This is a genomic window from Cedecea neteri (genome assembly GCF_000758305.1).
GTDB lineage: Bacteria > Pseudomonadota > Gammaproteobacteria > Enterobacterales > Enterobacteriaceae > Cedecea > Cedecea neteri_C.
Window position 1 is genome coordinate 2,192,677 of sequence record NZ_CP009458.1, and the last position, 15,454, is coordinate 2,208,130.

Consider the following 15,454-nt stretch of genomic DNA (forward strand, 5'->3'; position numbering starts at 1 on the left):
TGGCAAGCCTTGATTGGGATGGGAAAAATGAAAAAATTAGCTGCACTCCTTGGTTTAGGCGCCCTGGCTTTATTGCCGACGCTCGCCTTCGCTGCGGACGCGCCTGCGGTCGCGGACAAAGCCGACAACGCCTTTATGATGATATGCACCGCGCTGGTGCTGTTTATGACCATCCCAGGCCTTGCGCTTTTTTACGGCGGTCTGATTCGCTCTAAAAACGTGCTGTCGATGCTGACGCAAATCTCCGTCACCTTCGCCCTGGTTTGCGTGCTGTGGGTCGTGTACGGCTACAGCCTGGCGTTTGGTACCGGCAACAACTTCTTCGGCAGCTTTGACTGGGTGATGCTGAAAAACATCCAGTTGAAAGCGCTGATGGGCACTTTCTATCAGTACATTCATGTGGCGTTCCAGGGCTCCTTCGCCTGTATTACCGTTGGACTGGTGGTAGGGTCGCTCTCCGAACGCGTGCGCTTCTCTGCGGTAGTGATTTTTGCTGCCGTCTGGCTGACGCTCTCTTATGTGCCAATTGCGCACATGGTCTGGGGCGGCGGTATTCTGGCTACGCACGGCGCGCTGGACTTCGCGGGCGGTACCGTGGTGCACATTAACGCCGCTGTTGCTGGCTTAGTAGGTGCTTACCTGGTGGGTAAACGCGTTGGCTTCGGCAAAGAAGCATTCAAGCCGCACAACCTGCCAATGGTGTTTATCGGTACTGCAATCCTGTACTTCGGCTGGTTTGGCTTTAACGCCGGTTCCGCAAGCGCGGCAAACGAAATTGCAGCTCTGGCGTTCGTGAATACCGTTGTTGCCACTGCTGCGGCGATTCTCTCCTGGGTCTTCGGCGAGTGGGCACTGCGCGGTAAACCTTCTCTGCTGGGCGCCTGTTCAGGTGCTATCGCAGGTCTGGTCGGTATTACCCCTGCGTGTGGCTATGTTGGCGTGGGCGGCGCGTTGCTGATTGGCCTGGTTGTTGGTCTGGCTGGCCTGTGGGGCGTGACGACGCTGAAAAAATGGCTGAACGTGGATGACCCATGTGATGTGTTCGGTGTGCACGGCGTCTGCGGCATCATCGGCTGCATCATGACCGGTATCTTCGCGGCAACTTCTCTGGGCGGTGTGGGTTATGCAGAAGGCGTGACTATGGGGCATCAGCTTCTGGTTCAGCTTGAAAGCGTGGCTATCACCATTGTCTGGTCTGGCGTGGTGGCGTTCATCGCGTTCAAGATTGCTGACCTGACCGTAGGTCTGCGCGTACCAGAAGAGCAAGAGCGCGAAGGCCTGGACGTGAACAGCCACGGCGAAAACGCGTACAACAACTGATTCGTTATCAAAACCTCGCCCGGTTGGGCGAGGTTTTACTTCTCTCTGAATGCCACCTGTTATGCAGGTGGTTTTTTTATTTCAGCGTTAACTACCCGCGATGGCGCATGACGCCTTCCTGAACCGTCGATGCGACCAGTACGCCATCCTGCGTATAAAACTCCCCACGAACAAAGCCGCGAGCGCTTGACGCGGAGGTGCTTTCCACGCTGTACAGCAGCCACTCGTTCATGTCGAACGGACGGTGGAACCACATGGAATGATCGATAGTCGCGACCTGCATCCCCGGTTCGAGGAAACCGACGCCATGCGGCTGTAAGGCAACCGGCAGGAAATTGAAGTCGGACGCATAGCCGAGCAGATACTGATGCACACGCAGATCCTGTGGCATGCTGCCGTTAGCGCGGATCCAGACCTGGCGAGCCGGTTGATCGACATGACCTTTCAGCGGGTTATGGAACACGACCGGGCGAATCTCCAGCGGCTTTTCACTCAGAAACTTCTCTTTCGCCTGCTGCGGCAGGAATTTTTCCAGCGAGCGCGCAATCTCTGTCTCGGATGGAAGCGCATCCGGTTTCGGTGCCGCAGGCATCTCTTTTTGGTGCTCATAACCAGGTTCAGGTGCCTGGAATGAAGCAGTCATGTAGAAGATAGGTTTGCCGTTTTGCACCGCAGCAACGCGGCGAGCGCTAAAACTGTTGCCGTCGCGCAGGGTTTCTACGTCATAAACAATGGGTTTTTGGCTGTCGCCCGGACGTAAAAAATAGCTATGGAAAGAGTGAACAAGGCGGTCTTCAGGCACGGTTTCTTTTGCCGCGTAAAGCGCCTGGCCGACCACTTGCCCGCCAAACACCTGGCGCAGGCCTAAATCCTCGCTTTGGCCACGGAACAATCCCTCTTCAATTTTTTCCAGGTTAAGTAACGCCAATAAATTGCTGAGCGCCTGACTCATAAAATGTCCTCAATAAAAGGGAATGTGGCAAATTTCATCGATTATAACATGCCCGTAAACGGCGTATTTGATGAGCTGATGCTGGGAACATTCCTGGTTTTGAGCAGAATTCAGTGATCTGTGCCACACTTAAGCCGTTAAGCGCGTTTTTCAGCGGGGTTCGTCCCCGGCGCTACATTGATAATAAGGAGAAAAAATCAATGAAACTTGTGCCTATGTTAAGTGCTTTGGCCATCGCGGTTGCTGTTGCAGGTTGTTCACATAAGAGTGCTGATGTGCCGACTCCTGCGCCGAGTGCCTCCGCCGGGGCCGCATCTGCCCAGCAATCTAACATCGCAATGCCTAACGTCTCCGGTACGGCATGGATCCGTCAGCGGGTTGCTCTGCCGCCAGATGCGGTGCTGACCGTTACCGTTTCCGATGCTTCACTGGCCGATGCCCCTTCTAAAGTCATTGCCCAGAAAGTCACGCGTACCGAAGGTAAACAGGCGCCTTTCAGCTTCGTGATCCCGTTCAATCCGGCTGACATTCAGCCGAACGCACGTATCCTGCTAAGTGCCGCCATCACCGTGGACGGTAAGCTGATGTTTATCACCGATACCTTCCAGCCGGTGATCAACCAGGGCGGGACGAAGGCCGACCTGACGCTGGTGCCGGTACAAAATACGGCGATTCCGCTTCAGCAAGGCGGCGGGGCGGCAACAACGGTGCCATCCACCTCGCCAACTCAGGTGACGCCATCTTCGGCGGTGCCTGCGCCAACAACGTACTAAAGCGAAACGCCCCCGAATGGGGGCGTTTTAATATTTCCAGCGGTAACGCAGCATATCGATATGCCCGTCGCCTGACACCATCACCCCTTCAGAAAGCAGCGCCTGGCGCTGACGCTGGAGATCGGGGCCCGTCAGTGAAATCACACCCTGCCGGTTCACCACCCGATGCCACGGTAAACGGCTGCCTTCGGGCAGTCGCTTGAGCACGCCACCCACCTGGCGGGCAGCCCGGGGCGACCCGGCCAGCGCGGCAATTTCGCCGTAGGTGGTAACGTAACCTTCGGGAATGGCGGCAACAATTTGGTAAACTCGCTGAGGAAAGGAATCGTGCTTATCCATAGAGAACTCCTGGCAAAATCGCCCCTAAGGATAATCGGCGATGGAGAAAGCACCAAGTTAAACCGTTGATGCGCAATAAACCAACACCTGACAGCCGCTGGCTTGCAATTCGCGGGGGGGATGTGGATAATGCGCCAGCGCGTTGGATAACAACGCTCTCAATGGGGGCCCTGTTGGTTCTCCCGCAACACTAACTTGTGAACTCGGTCAGGTCCGGAAGGAAGCAGCCGCAGCAGGCGACGTGTGTGCCGGGATGTAGCTGGCAGGGCCCCCACCCATTTCAGGCTACCCCTTAGCCAGTACTGTTTTAGCTCTACGCTTTTCTCCCCAGCCTAAATTGATCCCTGCCGCAGCCAGCAAAATCATTGCGCCGCCGAAAAACTGAATCGGGCTCAGGCTGTGATGAAAGACAAAGCGATCCACGATCACCGCCACGATCGGGTAGATAAAAGAGAGTGAGGCGGTAATTGACGTCGGCAGCTTTTGAATCGCGCCGTACAGCAACTGGTACATCATGCCGGTATGGAGTATGCCCAGCGTGGCTACAATTCCCCAATGCGTGAACGTCATGCGCTGCTGGAAATCGACCAGCGGCAGCAGCATCAGCGTGCCGACGACTACCTGGACAAGGGCAATTTGCTGTGCGGGCACGCCTTTTAGCTGGCGAATAATCAGCGCCGTCAGGGCATAAAAGAACGCGGCACCCAGCGCCATCGCAATCCCGGTAAGCCAGCCGTTGCTGCCGCCATGGTTAAACCCGCTAGAAAACACAAGCAGCATGCCGGTAAAGGACGCGCCCAGCCAAAGCCACTTGCTGCGGCTGACTTTCTCTTTCAGGATAAAAACGCCCATCCCGACCAGCATCAGCGGCTGCGTATTGTAGAGCACAGTGGCAAGGCCAATGGATGTTCGTGAATAGGCGGCGAACAACAGCAGCCAGTTGATGACTAACGCCACGCCGCTCAGGGCGGCAATCAAAACAACCCTGCTGTTCAAATGGCTGCGCCAGTTACCACTCATCAGGCCCAGGATGAACAGCGTGACAGCGGCAAAGATGCAGCGCCAAAACACGACGTTGGTAACAGGTTGCTGAGAAAGCACCACCAGTGCGCCGATAGTGCCGGAGATGAGCATCGCCGCAATCATTTGCAGGCTGCCGGTTCTTATCTCACGAGTCATTTTGTTTCTCCAGAATAAAGAGCTTTATTCTGGGCACTGTGGCCGGGACGTTGAAGTGGTAAAATTAGCTCATTCCATTCTTTTGCCTTTATAAATGAGATAAAAATGAGTCATTCCCTTCTCGATGAAATAGACAGGCATATCCTGACTGTTCTTACGGCCGATGCCCGTATTTCGTTGAAAGTGCTGAGCGGAAAAATCGGGCTTTCCTCACCGAGTACGGCAGAAAGAGTGAAACGCCTCGAGGAACGCGGTGTGATCAACGGCTACACCACGAATGCCAACTTGCAGGCCCTGGGCTACACCATGCAGGCGCTGGTTCGCATGAAGCCTCTGCCGGGGATGCTGCAGAAAGTAGAGAAGATGATTCAGGCCATTCCAGAATGTATCGAATGCGACAACATTACCGGAGAAGACTGCTTTATTATTCGCCTGGCGCTTCGTTCGGTGGGGCAACTGGATGATATTCTTAATGGGCTGACTGAATTCGCCCAGTGCAATACGTCAATCGTCAAAAGCATGCCGGTGAAGCGAAGGCTACCGCCTTTGTAAAGAAATAAACCAGATATATTTTCCGGTTATTTGAATTATGACAGAAATATTAAATTTATCGCACTGGCTGGATCTTATTTATTCTCTATAGTATTAAACACAAACCTCTGTTTAAGCACTAAGGATTTGCAATGACGACGGCTACGTTGAACGTAAAAATAAGCATCGAGTTAAAAGAGAAGATTCGTCACTATGCGGAAGAGAATAGTGAAACCCTGGCAAGCGTAACGGAGCGACTTCTGTCCAAAGCCTTTGACGATCTCGACAGCGACGTGGGGGTCGATGAAGATGATGTGGACAGCCAGCATACTTCTGAAGCTCGCGTGACGCCACTAAACGATCGCGAGATCAAGGCATTGCGTAAACTGCTGAAGAAGAAAAAATGAACGCCGGTACGGACAGTACCGCCTACGACTATCAGCAAGCCTGTGAATTATTGCGTTCAGGCTACCTGAAAAAAGTGAAACTGGGCTGGAATATTGGCAGCGATGAGTTTTTCCGCATCGCTTCAGACTGGTGTGATACCGGGGCCAGTATTAAAAAAGAGGGTGAATATTTCACCATCACCCTAAAAGGGTTTGCCATTCCTCGAATTTCACAGCATTAATTTTTAGCACCGACTTATTGCTATCCTTACAGAATAATATTTCCCTCTTTTATTTTAGAGGGAAATATTTCGCTTTCTAAAATACCATTCCCCGCAGACTTTCATTTCTTGTTGCCGCCAGATGTTGCCAGAGCGGCTGCAGCCGCTGCAGGGCAAGCTGCATCTCTGCGGGTTCAAGGCTGAAGGGAAGGCGTAAAAAGCGCTCAAAAGCCCCTTCGACCCCAAACCGAGGCCCGGCCCCTATCCGAATTCCCTGACTCTCGGCGGCGGCGGCAAAAATCGTGGCCAGCGGCTTGGGTAACTCCACCCACCACGACAGCCCGCCTTCCGGGGGCGACGTTTGCCAGTCCGGGAACAACGTTTGCATGGTGGCAAAGCTGGTTTCGCAGCGTTGACGAAGCATCTCTCTACGCTGAGGCAAGAACTGCGCCGCGTCGTTAAACAATTGCGTGGCGGCCAGCTGCTCCAGCAAAGGCGTCCCTAAATCAAAGGTATTACGGATTTGTATCAGCGAATTGATGGTTTTGCCTGAGGCCCTTATCCAGCCCAGCCGCAGCCCACCCCAGAAACTTTTCCCTGCGGAGCCGAGCGAGATGGTGTGTTCTTCCGGGCCAAAAGCGGCCAGGGGAGGCGGCGGCGGTGCGTCAAACCAGAGATCCGCCATCGTCTCATCCACAACCAGCGTGGTGTGGCTACGGGCGGCAATCTCGTTCACTCTTTGGCGCGTGGCGGTATCCATACAGCGGCCTGTGGGATTATGAAAGTCGGGAATTAAGTAGGCCAGGCGGGGAGATGTCTGGGCGATAGTCGCCGCTAAACCGTCAACATCCCAGCCGCTCTCGGGCAGACTGACCGGCACGGGGCGGCAGGAGGCTCCGCGAATAGCCGCCAACGCCATCGGGTAAGTAGGATGGTCAACGACCACGCGATCGCCCGGGCCGGTGAACAGTCTAAGTATCAGGCCCAGGCCGCTGACGGCACCGTTGACCACCATGATTTGGTCAGGCGTGGTGGGTAACCCTCGTGATGCATAATGCCGCGCAATCGCTTCTCTCAGCTCCGGCAAGCCCTGGCTGTCATAACCGGTTGAGGACAAATGCTCCGGCAGAAAAGTGAGCGCGGTGGAATAGGCCCGATGAATTTCCGGCCCGGCGCTGAGGGCGGCGGTAGAGAGATCCAACACCGGGGCATTGCCGGGTAACGGGGAGATGGCCGGGCTGCTCTCGGGCAGCATGGTGACAGAGCCTGAACCCTGCCTGCTCAGCAGATAGCCTTCTTCCCGGAGCAGCGTCAGCGCGGAGGCCACCGTGGTACGGCTCACGCTCAGGGCGCCAGAAAGCTCTCTTTCTCCCGGCAGCCTGCTGTCGAGCGGTAGGCGGCCATCAAGGATCAGCAGCCGCAGCCCGTCCGCCAGTTGACGATAGACCGGCGAACGGGATGACGCCTGATGCCAGTGGCCAAGCAGGCGGGTTAAAGATGAAATTCCAATTCTGCGCAGCGTCATAGCAGTCCACTTTCTGATAACTGGACCTTAATACTAAGTCCATTTTGCGAGAGGGTATAGCCATAAAAACACAATGAGGATCTTTGTCATGATGGCTCGTCGCCTGCTGCAGCTTTATACCGGCCTGGTCTTTTACGGCATTTCAACTGCCATGTTCGTTCGTGCCGATTTGGGCGCGGACCCGTGGAACGTTTTCCACCTCGGCGTGGCGAGGCTTTTCTCGCTCAACCTTGGGCTGGTGATGATTATTGTAGGGGCGCTGGTGTTGCTGCTGTGGATCCCGCTGCGCCAGCGGCCAGGGCTTGGCACCATCAGCAACGTGATTGTGTTAGGTCTGGCGGCGGATGCCACGCTGGCGCTAATGCCGCCGCTGGAATCGCTTCTTGCGCGTTCCGTTTTGCTGGTCGGCGCTTTGGTGGTTAACGCCCTGGCGACGGGGATGTATATCGGCGCAGGCTTTGGTGCCGGGCCTCGAGATGGCCTGATGACCGGGATCCATGCCAGAACAGGCTGGTCGGTGCGCAGCGTGCGTACCGCCATCGAGGTGACCGTACTGATCTCCGGCTGGTTGATGGGCGGCAGTTTTGGCGTGGGGACCGTGCTTTATGCGTTAGCTATCGGGCCTCTAATTCAGCTTTGCCTGCCATGGTTCCGCGTTAAGCCGTTGAATAACACAGCGACCGCTGCACCGGAAGCTACATCATGACCCCGTAACTGTGCTAAACAGTCTCTTCCGGAGAATAATATTCGCTTAAAACGGGAGAGAGCATGCGGCACGAGATTGCGAGTAAACCAGCTCTAAACTGGAACAGCTTTCAGCTGGCAGAGATATTAACCCACTGTTTTGAACAGTACGTGGTGCCTTTTCGTCTGGAAGGCGAAACCTTCGGCTGGCGTTTTGTCTCTGAAGATTTTTTCCCAGGCGACAGCCCTATCTGGCTTTACCGTGGGGAACCCAAAGCGATGGCGCTGATTACCCGACGCGGGCAAACCTGCCGCCTGGCCGCGTTTGCGATTCGCCCGGAACTGCGAGGGCAGGGATTAGGCAAGATCTTCATTCAGCAGCTCATTGATGCCGCGCGCGCACGTGGGGATAAGCAATTTTATCTGGAAGTGATTTTAGGCAACGAAGGCGGACTGGCGCTCTACGAGCGAATGGGCTTTGTGCCCCAGCAAACGCTGGTGGGCTTCCAGTCCTCCGGCGTGCCTGAAGGTGAAGTTGACGGCGAGCTGCTGGAAATCGATCCACTACAAATGACCCGAAGAATGATAGCCGCTAACGATGGACCGCTGCCGTGGCTTTGCGCGGCCGAAACGCTGTATAAGCTGCCCGGTAAGGCTTTTGTACTGGATGAAGTGGCTTACGCGATGGTCGTTCCCGGCGAAATACCGAAGCTCAGAGGGCTGTTTGTTGAGCCGCATGCGCGACGTTCGGGGAAGGCAAAAAAACTGCTGACGTTGTTGCAGCATCGTTTCCCGGGCTTATCCACTATTGCCAGTTTGCCTGAAACTGTTTCGCCGGTATTTTTAAGCAGCGGCTTTACCCTGGATAAGATCCGACAGTACGAGATGAAGCTTACCTTGTAGACAGAGAAGGTGAGGGCGAATGCCCTCACCCTGCAAGTTACAGCACGCCCTGAGCCAGCATCGCGTCCGCAACTTTTACAAACCCGGCGATGTTTGCGCCGCGAACGTACTGGGTTTGTTTTCCTTCGCCACCGTAATCCACGCAGGCCTGATGAATATCAAGCATGATGTGGTGCAGGCGAATATCCACTTTTTCGGCCTTCCAGCCCAGACGGGCCGCATTCTGCGCCATTTCCAGCCCGGATGTTGCCACGCCGCCTGCGTTTGCCGCTTTGCCTGGTGCAAACAGCACGCCAGCCTCCACAAACAGATCCGTCGCAGCAATTGTGGTTGGCATATTTGCCCCTTCGGCGACTGCCTTCACGCCGTTGTTAATAAGCGTTTGAGCAGCATCGATGTCCAGTTCGTTCTGTGTTGCACAAGGCAGAGCGATATCGACCGGCACGCTCCACGGCTGCTGGCCTTCCAGATAAGTCAGGCCAAATTCTCGGGCATAGTCGGCGACGCGGCCATCGCGGCTGGCTTTGATTTCGCACAGGCGGGCCAGTTTCTCTGCGTTAAAGCCTGCTTCATCTACCACGGTGCCGTTGGAGTCAGACGCCGTGACCACGCGAGCGCCGAGCGACATGGCTTTTTCAATCGCATACTGAGCGACGTTGCCGGAGCCGGAAACCGCCACGCGCATGCCTTCAAAGCCCAGTCCGTGGCGCTGCAGCATGGCATCGGTGAAGTAGATCAGACCGTAGCCGGTCGCTTCCGGGCGGATCAGACTGCCGCCGAACGACAGCCCTTTGCCGGTAAACACGCAGGCAGTGTTGTTGGAGAGTTTTTTCATCATCCCCGCCATGTAGCCGACTTCGCGACCGCCAACACCAATATCCCCCGCCGGGACATCGGTATCCGGGCCAAGGTGGCGATAAAGCTCCAGCATCAGCGCCTGGCAAAAGCGCATGATTTCGCCTTCGCTTTTGCCCTTCGGATTAAAGTCGCTGCCGCCTTTGCCGCCGCCCATCGGCAGCGTGGTGAGGGCGTTTTTAAAGGTCTGCTCAAAGCCGAGGAATTTGAGGATCGACAGATTAACGGAAGGGTGGAAGCGCATTCCACCTTTGAACGGGCCAATGGCTGAGTTGAACTGCACGCGCCAGGCCCGGTTCACCTGCACCTGATTGTTATCATCCACCCAGGCGACGCGGAACTGAATCACGCGCTCCGGCTCGACCAGACGTTCGAGCAGCGACTGCTGGCGGTATTGCGGATTGTTTTCCAGAAACGGCCACAGGGTGCTCATCACTTCGCGAACCGCCTGAGCGAATTCTACCTGGTGCGGATCGCGGGACTGTACTGAGGTTAAAAAGTCTTCGAGAGAGAATGTTTGAGCCATCAGAGGTAACTCCTTGTTGAAGATTGTGTTGTCGGTCTTTTTTTGGGTTATTTTTCGACTATAACATTTTCTTATGAACGGGCATCAAGCGATTTTTTCACCGGGAAGGCAATAAAGAAGGGAAGCGTTTAGTCGGGCTATTAACCCTAAAAAAATCTAAATTTCGGTCTAATAACAGACAATAAATTGTTTTCTCTGTTTTTCGGCGGTTGGCGATCAATTTGGGAGGCTTATTAGCCTCCCAAACAGAGCTTAGAAGTGCGTGTTGATGCTCATATAGTACGTGCGGCCAGACTCGTTGTAAGTCTCCGCGCCAGCGCCGTACATGTAGGACTTGGTGGTGTCATTCCCGGTGGTCTGGGCGTTACCCGCGCGCCAGTGGCGCTTATCCAGCAGGTTGTCGATCCCGGCGGTGAAGCTGACGTTTTTGGTCGCATCCCAGGTCGCGCTCATGCCAAGGATGCTATAAGGGCTGACCTCGTTGGTATCGCTGCCGGTGACAGGATCTCCCTTATAGTTGTACTTCTTCGGTGCCTGTTTGCCGTACCACGTCAGGGTGCTTTGCAGCGAAATGTCCGGGCGAACCTGCCAGCTCAGCGTGGAGTTAAGCGTGTATTCAGGGATGATCGACAGGCGATCGCCCGTTTCCTTGTTTTTGCTTTGCAACATGTAAGTCAGGTTGTTATTCCAGCTTACGGTCTCCGTCAGCGGCAGATTAATCGTGCCTTCAAGACCTTCCACCACCGCTTTAGGCACGTTGCCCCACTGGTAGATGTCGGTTTTCTTGCTGTTAGAGGCAATAGGCGAATAGCCGGATTCAATTTTGTTGCGATAGTCGTTCCGGAACCAGGTAATCCCAGCCTGATAGCCGTCGCGCTTGAACTCCAGGCCAATTTCTTTGTTGACGCTGGTTTCGGCTTTTAGATCCTCATTCCCCATCAGGTAACACGCCCCGGCGCTGGCCGCGCAGCCCTGACCGCGGCTGTAAAGAATGTAGTTCGGGTTGGTCTGATACAGACTTGGCGCTTTATAAGCCCGGGCAATACCGAGTTTCAGCGTCAAGTCTTCCACCAACTCCTGGCTCAGATTCAGCGACGGGCTCCAGTTATCCCCCACGATGGAGTGATGATCGAAGCGTAGCCCCGGCGTCAGCATGGTGCTGCTGGTTAGCTCCATATTGTTTTCGGCAAACAGAGAGAAGATCTCTGCTTTGGAATAAGGGCTTCGGCCGGTGGATGAGAGCCCCGGAATCGGCCCGCCTTCACTTAACGACTGGGTGTTGGACGTACCGTCTTTCATGCGCTGCTGATTCCATTCGCTACCGACGGTGAGGTTTTGATTCACCAACAGGGTAAACGGAATGCTTGCTTCGCTGTGCAGCATGACATCGCTGAGATCGATATCTGAGAACTGGTTGTTGGAGAAAATCCCCTCCGTGCCGCCAGCCAGGCCTTCATTTATGCGCGAGTTACGGGTGTGTTCGTATTGTGCATAGGTGTTGGTGGTGACGCCGTTGTCCCAGCCGCCGGTCCAGGTGACGGCATAGGTCTGGCGGTAGAGGCGGTTGGTCTCTTTGCCGTAGTTATCCTTCACCAGCTGGCTGGTATTTGTATTTTGTGTATCACCTGAGTAAAGGTTGCCCTGGCGGCTGTAGCCGGTTTCAAACTCCAGGGCTTGCATCGGGGCGAATTCCCAGCGAATCATCCCGTTCAGGTCTTTATGGATAACGCCTTCGCGGCCCGCAGGCAGCGTGTTAGCGTAAGAGCCGGTGCGCAGCGACTGGTGCCCCTGGTTGATGTCCCAGGCGTCCGCCTGCGTTTTATCGAGGTTGCCGTAGAGGCGGAAACTCACGTCGTCACCGAGCGGCCCGGTCAGGCTGAAGTTGGTGCGCTTCGTTGCGCCTTCATCTTTATGCTCCGGGGCATTGAAATAGGTATTCCAGCTGCCGTGGAACTCGTTGCTGCTGCGTTTGGTGATGATATTCACCACGCCGCCTGCAGCCCCGTTGCCGTAGCGGGCCGCTGCCGGGCCACGCAGGACCTCAATGCGTTCGATCATTTCCGGTGGAACCCAGGAGGCATCGCCGCGGGTATCACGCTCGCCGCGCCAGCCCAGTCGCACTGAATTACGGCTGGTAACCGGTTTCCCATCAACCAGAATCAGCGTGTTTTCTGGCCCCATGCCGCGAATGTCGATCTGGCGACCGTTGCCGCGCTGCCCGCTGGTGGAGTTGCCGGTCAGGTTAACCCCCGGCATGGTGCGAATGATCTCTGAGACATCTCGCGCGACCGGGTGCTTCTTTAGTTCGTCGGAAGTAATCACCGACACGCCGGGCGCCTGCAGCGTTTGCTGGGCTGCGGTGACGACTAGCGTATCTTCGTTTTCAGCGGGGGTTGCCTCTGCTGCTGCCGCTGAAAAAGCGGTGCCGTAGAGGCCCAGACTCACCAGTGTGGCGAGGGAGTACGATAATGTATTATTCATTATTTATCCTGAGTGTCACCGCCTGCGTCCCTGAAGCTCCTTTCCCAAACGAGGAAGGACGCGGCAAAAGTGCCTGGAGTTGAAAGTGCGGAAACACGCTATTGCAAATGAAAACAATTATCAATATCTTTCTCGATTGACATTTAAAACCAATTAATTCCGCTAATTAATCATCCATGGTTATCAATCTCCGCGTTAACCATTCACCAACCTGATACTCCACAATTGACCTGCCGACTTTACGGTTGCGATACATATTTAGGTGATCTCATTAACAAACTGAGGTAAATGCCCCGCGTTTTGCCCCCTTCCGATTGTGAGAACCGCTATTCCAGGCTAGATACAAAATGTAACAACTCTCGGTATCCACTTAGAAAACGGACAAAATTGATGGATAGATTTGGGAAACACCTCGTCTGGGTCGTGCTTGCTTTGATAGGCGCATTCGCCCTCGGCTATATCGCACTGAATCGCGGTGAACAGATAAATGCGCTGTGGATTGTTATTGCCTCAGTTTGTATCTACCTGATTGCCTATCGTTACTACGGTTTGTTTATCGCTAAACGCGTGCTGACGGTGGATGCCACGCGCATGACGCCGGCCGTGCGAAACAATGACGGTCTTGACTACGTCCCAACGGATAAAAAAGTGCTGTTCGGCCACCATTTTGCCGCTATAGCCGGGGCTGGCCCGCTGGTGGGACCGGTGCTTGCCGCACAAATGGGTTATCTGCCGGGGATGCTTTGGTTGCTGGCTGGCGTGGTGCTGGCGGGCGCCGTGCAGGACTTTATGGTGTTGTTTGTCTCCACGCGTCGCAACGGGCGTTCTCTGGGTGAGTTAGTAAAAGAAGAAATGGGCAATACAGCGGGAGTTATCGCGCTGGTCGCTTGTTTTATGATTATGGTGATTATCCTCGCCGTGTTGGCAATGATCGTGGTGAAGGCGCTAACCCACAGCCCGTGGGGGACTTACACCGTGGCCTTTACCATCCCGCTGGCGCTGTTTATGGGCGTTTACATTCGCTATTTGCGCCCGGGGCGTATCGGTGAAGTGTCGGTGATTGGCCTGGTGATGCTGGTGTTTGCCATTATTTCCGGCGGTTGGGTGGCGGAGAGCCCAACCTGGGCACCGTACTTTGACTTTACGGGCGTGCAGCTCACCTGGATGCTGGTAGGGTACGGTTTTGTGGCCTCGGTGCTGCCGGTGTGGCTGCTGCTGGCCCCGCGTGATTATCTCTCCACATTCCTGAAAATCGGTACCATCATCGGGCTGGCGATCGGCATTTTGATCATGCGCCCGACGTTGCAAATGCCATCATTAACAAAATTCATCGATGGTACCGGCCCGGTCTGGAGCGGCGATCTGTTCCCGTTCCTGTTTATCACCATCGCCTGCGGGGCCGTTTCCGGTTTCCACGCGCTGATTGCTTCCGGCACCACGCCGAAAATGCTGGCGAACGAAAATCAGGCCTGTTTCATTGGCTATGGCGGCATGTTGATGGAGTCCTTCGTGGCGATCATGGCGCTGGTGGCGGCCTGCGTTATCGACCCAGGCGTCTACTTTGCGATGAACAGCCCAATGGCGGTATTGGCGCCTGCTGGTACGGCGGATGTTGTGGCTTCTGCCGCGCAAGTGGTGAGCGGCTGGGGCTTCCATATCACCCCGGAAACGCTGACCAACATCGCTAACGAAGTGGGCGAACAGAGCATCATCTCCCGCGCCGGTGGGGCACCAACGCTGGCCGTTGGTATGGCGTATATTCTGCACGGCGCGCTCGGTGGGTTGATGGACGTCTCGTTCTGGTACCACTTTGCCATCCTGTTTGAGGCGCTGTTTATTCTGACGGCGGTGGATGCCGGGACTCGTGCGGCGCGCTTTATGCTGCAGGACCTGCTGGGCGTGATCTCTCCGGGGCTGAAACGGACGGACTCACTGCCGGCCAACCTGCTTGCCACCGGGCTTTGTGTACTCGCCTGGGGTTACTTCCTGCACCAGGGCGTGGTCGATCCGCTCGGCGGCATTAACACGCTGTGGCCGCTGTTCGGTATCGCCAACCAGATGCTGGCGGGTATGGCGCTGATGCTGTGTGCCGTGGTGCTGTTCAAAATGAAGAAGCAGCGCTATGCCTGGGTTGCGCTGATGCCGACCGCCTGGCTGCTGGTGTGCACTTTAACTGCGGGCTGGCAGAAAGCGTTCAGCTCGGATGCAAAAGTGGGCTTCCTCGCCATTGCCAATAAGTTCCAGTCGATGATCGACAGCGGCAATATTCCGGCGCAGTACACGCAATCGCAGCTCAGTCAGCTGGTGTTTAACAACCGCCTGGATGCGGGGCTGACGATCTTCTTTATGGTGGTGGTTGTGGTGCTTGGCTGGTTCTCGCTGAAAACTGCGCTTAAGGCGCTGAAGTCTGAGCAACCGACGTCGAGCGAAACGCCGTATGAGCCGATGCCGGAAAATTATCAGGCGATTGTGGCGCAGGCGAAGAGCGTGCACTGATTTTTACCCTCACCCTAGCCCTCTCCCTGGAAGGGAGAGGGGACTGAATCAGAACGTGGCGCAGGCGAAGAGCGTGCACTGATTTTTACCCTCACCCTAGCCCTCTCCCTGGAAGGGAGAGGGGACTGAATCAGATCGTAGTGCAGGCGAAGAGCGTGCACTGATTTTTATCCTCACCGTGGCCCTCTCCCTGGAAGGGAAAGGGGATAAGTCGAGCTTTTTTATTTCCCCCCTCTCCCCTTTGGGGAAAGGGCCGGGGTGAGGGGCAACCCACTGGAGGCAC

The 15,454-nt window shown here is 55.4% G+C and carries 14 protein-coding genes and 1 other RNA gene; 9 read left to right on the plus strand and 6 right to left on the minus strand.

Annotated elements, in window-relative coordinates; translation table 11 throughout:
• The first annotated feature begins 27 nt into the window (after positions 1-27).
• Positions 28-1,320, plus strand: a complete 1,293-nt coding sequence (amtB, locus tag LH23_RS10220) for an ammonium transporter AmtB (protein ID WP_008454653.1) — start codon at positions 28-30, stop codon at positions 1,318-1,320.
• A gap of 91 nt (positions 1,321-1,411) precedes the next feature.
• Here amtB and tesB read toward each other — a convergent pair whose 3' ends face one another.
• Positions 1,412-2,272: an acyl-CoA thioesterase II gene (gene tesB, locus LH23_RS10225; protein WP_039290807.1), complete on the minus strand. Its 861-nt coding sequence runs from the start codon at positions 2,270-2,272 to the stop codon at positions 1,412-1,414.
• A 200-nt stretch (positions 2,273-2,472) separates the two neighbouring features.
• On the opposite strand from tesB, the gene LH23_RS10230 reads away from it, so the two are divergent.
• Positions 2,473-3,045: a YbaY family lipoprotein gene (locus LH23_RS10230; protein ID WP_039290810.1), complete on the plus strand. Its 573-nt coding sequence runs from the start codon at positions 2,473-2,475 to the stop codon at positions 3,043-3,045.
• 27 nt (positions 3,046-3,072) lie between these two features.
• On the opposite strand, the gene LH23_RS10235 is transcribed toward LH23_RS10230, so the two are convergent.
• On the minus strand, positions 3,073-3,384 hold the full coding sequence (locus LH23_RS10235; protein WP_039290812.1) for an MGMT family protein: 312 nt from the start codon (positions 3,382-3,384) through the stop codon (positions 3,073-3,075).
• A gap of 171 nt (positions 3,385-3,555) precedes the next feature.
• On the opposite strand from LH23_RS10235, the gene ffs reads away from it, so the two are divergent.
• Positions 3,556-3,652: signal recognition particle sRNA small type (gene ffs, locus LH23_RS23395), an RNA gene on the plus strand.
• Positions 3,653-3,669: 17 nt separating this feature from the next.
• Here ffs and LH23_RS10240 read toward each other — a convergent pair.
• A complete protein-coding gene (locus LH23_RS10240; RefSeq protein ID WP_039290814.1) occupies positions 3,670-4,563 on the minus strand; it encodes a DMT family transporter in 894 nt (297 codons plus the stop codon).
• 105 nt (positions 4,564-4,668) lie between these two features.
• Between LH23_RS10240 and LH23_RS10245 the strand changes: the two genes are divergently transcribed.
• The 3 genes from LH23_RS10245 to LH23_RS10255 all read left to right on the plus strand — a co-directional run bounded on the left by LH23_RS10245 (position 4,669) and on the right by LH23_RS10255 (position 5,722).
• Positions 4,669-5,115, plus strand: coding sequence for an Lrp/AsnC family transcriptional regulator (locus LH23_RS10245; protein WP_039290816.1), 447 nt, complete (start codon positions 4,669-4,671; stop codon positions 5,113-5,115).
• Positions 5,116-5,246: 131 nt separating this feature from the next.
• Positions 5,247-5,501 carry a hypothetical protein gene (locus tag LH23_RS10250; RefSeq protein ID WP_039290819.1) on the plus strand — a complete coding sequence of 85 codons (255 nt, stop codon included), beginning with the start codon at positions 5,247-5,249 and terminating at the stop codon, positions 5,499-5,501.
• Positions 5,498-5,722, plus strand: coding sequence for a hypothetical protein (locus tag LH23_RS10255; RefSeq protein ID WP_039290821.1), 225 nt, complete (start codon positions 5,498-5,500; stop codon positions 5,720-5,722). The genes LH23_RS10250 and LH23_RS10255 overlap by 4 nt, the downstream gene beginning before the upstream one ends.
• Positions 5,723-5,798: 76 nt before the next feature.
• On the opposite strand, the gene LH23_RS10260 is transcribed toward LH23_RS10255, so the two are convergent.
• Positions 5,799-7,226, minus strand: coding sequence for a PLP-dependent aminotransferase family protein (locus tag LH23_RS10260; RefSeq protein WP_039290824.1), 1,428 nt, complete (start codon positions 7,224-7,226; stop codon positions 5,799-5,801).
• A gap of 91 nt (positions 7,227-7,317) precedes the next feature.
• On the opposite strand from LH23_RS10260, the gene LH23_RS10265 reads away from it, so the two are divergent.
• Together LH23_RS10265 and LH23_RS10270 are read left to right on the plus strand one after the other, a co-directional pair.
• Positions 7,318-7,932 (plus strand): YczE/YyaS/YitT family protein, encoded by a 615-nt coding sequence (locus LH23_RS10265; RefSeq protein WP_039296519.1) that lies wholly within the window; start codon positions 7,318-7,320, stop codon positions 7,930-7,932.
• Between the two features lie 62 nt (positions 7,933-7,994).
• A complete protein-coding gene (locus tag LH23_RS10270) occupies positions 7,995-8,813 on the plus strand; it encodes a GNAT family N-acetyltransferase (protein ID WP_039290826.1) in 819 nt (272 codons plus the stop codon).
• A 37-nt stretch (positions 8,814-8,850) separates the two neighbouring features.
• Here the strand turns inward: LH23_RS10270 and gdhA are convergent, their stop codons facing one another.
• Complete coding sequence (gene gdhA / locus LH23_RS10275) at positions 8,851-10,194, minus strand: NADP-specific glutamate dehydrogenase (protein WP_039290828.1); 1,344 nt, start codon at positions 10,192-10,194, stop codon at positions 8,851-8,853.
• A gap of 252 nt (positions 10,195-10,446) precedes the next feature.
• Positions 10,447-12,675: a TonB-dependent siderophore receptor gene (locus LH23_RS10280; RefSeq protein ID WP_039290830.1), complete on the minus strand. Its 2,229-nt coding sequence runs from the start codon at positions 12,673-12,675 to the stop codon at positions 10,447-10,449.
• A 390-nt stretch (positions 12,676-13,065) separates the two neighbouring features.
• Here LH23_RS10280 and cstA point away from each other — a divergent pair, with 390 nt between their 5' ends.
• Positions 13,066-15,171: a pyruvate/proton symporter CstA gene (gene cstA, locus LH23_RS10285; RefSeq protein ID WP_039290832.1), complete on the plus strand. Its 2,106-nt coding sequence runs from the start codon at positions 13,066-13,068 to the stop codon at positions 15,169-15,171.
• The last annotated feature ends 283 nt before the right edge of the window (positions 15,172-15,454 follow it).

What these genes read in the sequence shown, in the direction of transcription:
- LH23_RS10270 (WP_039290826.1), top strand. Translation starts at nt 7,995, where the DNA reads ATGCGGCACGAGATTGCGAGTAAACCAGCTCTAAACTGGAACAGCTTT.
- LH23_RS10235 (WP_039290812.1), bottom strand. Translation starts at nt 3,384, where the DNA reads ATGGATAAGCACGATTCCTTTCCTCAGCGAGTTTACCAAATTGTTGCC.
- LH23_RS10265 (WP_039296519.1), top strand. Translation starts at nt 7,318, where the DNA reads ATGGCTCGTCGCCTGCTGCAGCTTTATACCGGCCTGGTCTTTTACGGC.
- LH23_RS10245 (WP_039290816.1), top strand. Translation starts at nt 4,669, where the DNA reads ATGAGTCATTCCCTTCTCGATGAAATAGACAGGCATATCCTGACTGTT.
- LH23_RS10240 (WP_039290814.1), bottom strand. Translation starts at nt 4,563, where the DNA reads ATGACTCGTGAGATAAGAACCGGCAGCCTGCAAATGATTGCGGCGATG.
- LH23_RS10230 (WP_039290810.1), top strand. Translation starts at nt 2,473, where the DNA reads ATGAAACTTGTGCCTATGTTAAGTGCTTTGGCCATCGCGGTTGCTGTT.
- LH23_RS10255 (WP_039290821.1), top strand. Translation starts at nt 5,498, where the DNA reads ATGAACGCCGGTACGGACAGTACCGCCTACGACTATCAGCAAGCCTGT.
- amtB (WP_008454653.1), top strand. Translation starts at nt 28, where the DNA reads ATGAAAAAATTAGCTGCACTCCTTGGTTTAGGCGCCCTGGCTTTATTG.
- LH23_RS10280 (WP_039290830.1), bottom strand. Translation starts at nt 12,675, where the DNA reads ATGAATAATACATTATCGTACTCCCTCGCCACACTGGTGAGTCTGGGC.
- cstA (WP_039290832.1), top strand. Translation starts at nt 13,066, where the DNA reads ATGGATAGATTTGGGAAACACCTCGTCTGGGTCGTGCTTGCTTTGATA.
- tesB (WP_039290807.1), bottom strand. Translation starts at nt 2,272, where the DNA reads ATGAGTCAGGCGCTCAGCAATTTATTGGCGTTACTTAACCTGGAAAAA.
- LH23_RS10260 (WP_039290824.1), bottom strand. Translation starts at nt 7,226, where the DNA reads ATGACGCTGCGCAGAATTGGAATTTCATCTTTAACCCGCCTGCTTGGC.
- gdhA (WP_039290828.1), bottom strand. Translation starts at nt 10,194, where the DNA reads ATGGCTCAAACATTCTCTCTCGAAGACTTTTTAACCTCAGTACAGTCC.
- LH23_RS10250 (WP_039290819.1), top strand. Translation starts at nt 5,247, where the DNA reads ATGACGACGGCTACGTTGAACGTAAAAATAAGCATCGAGTTAAAAGAG.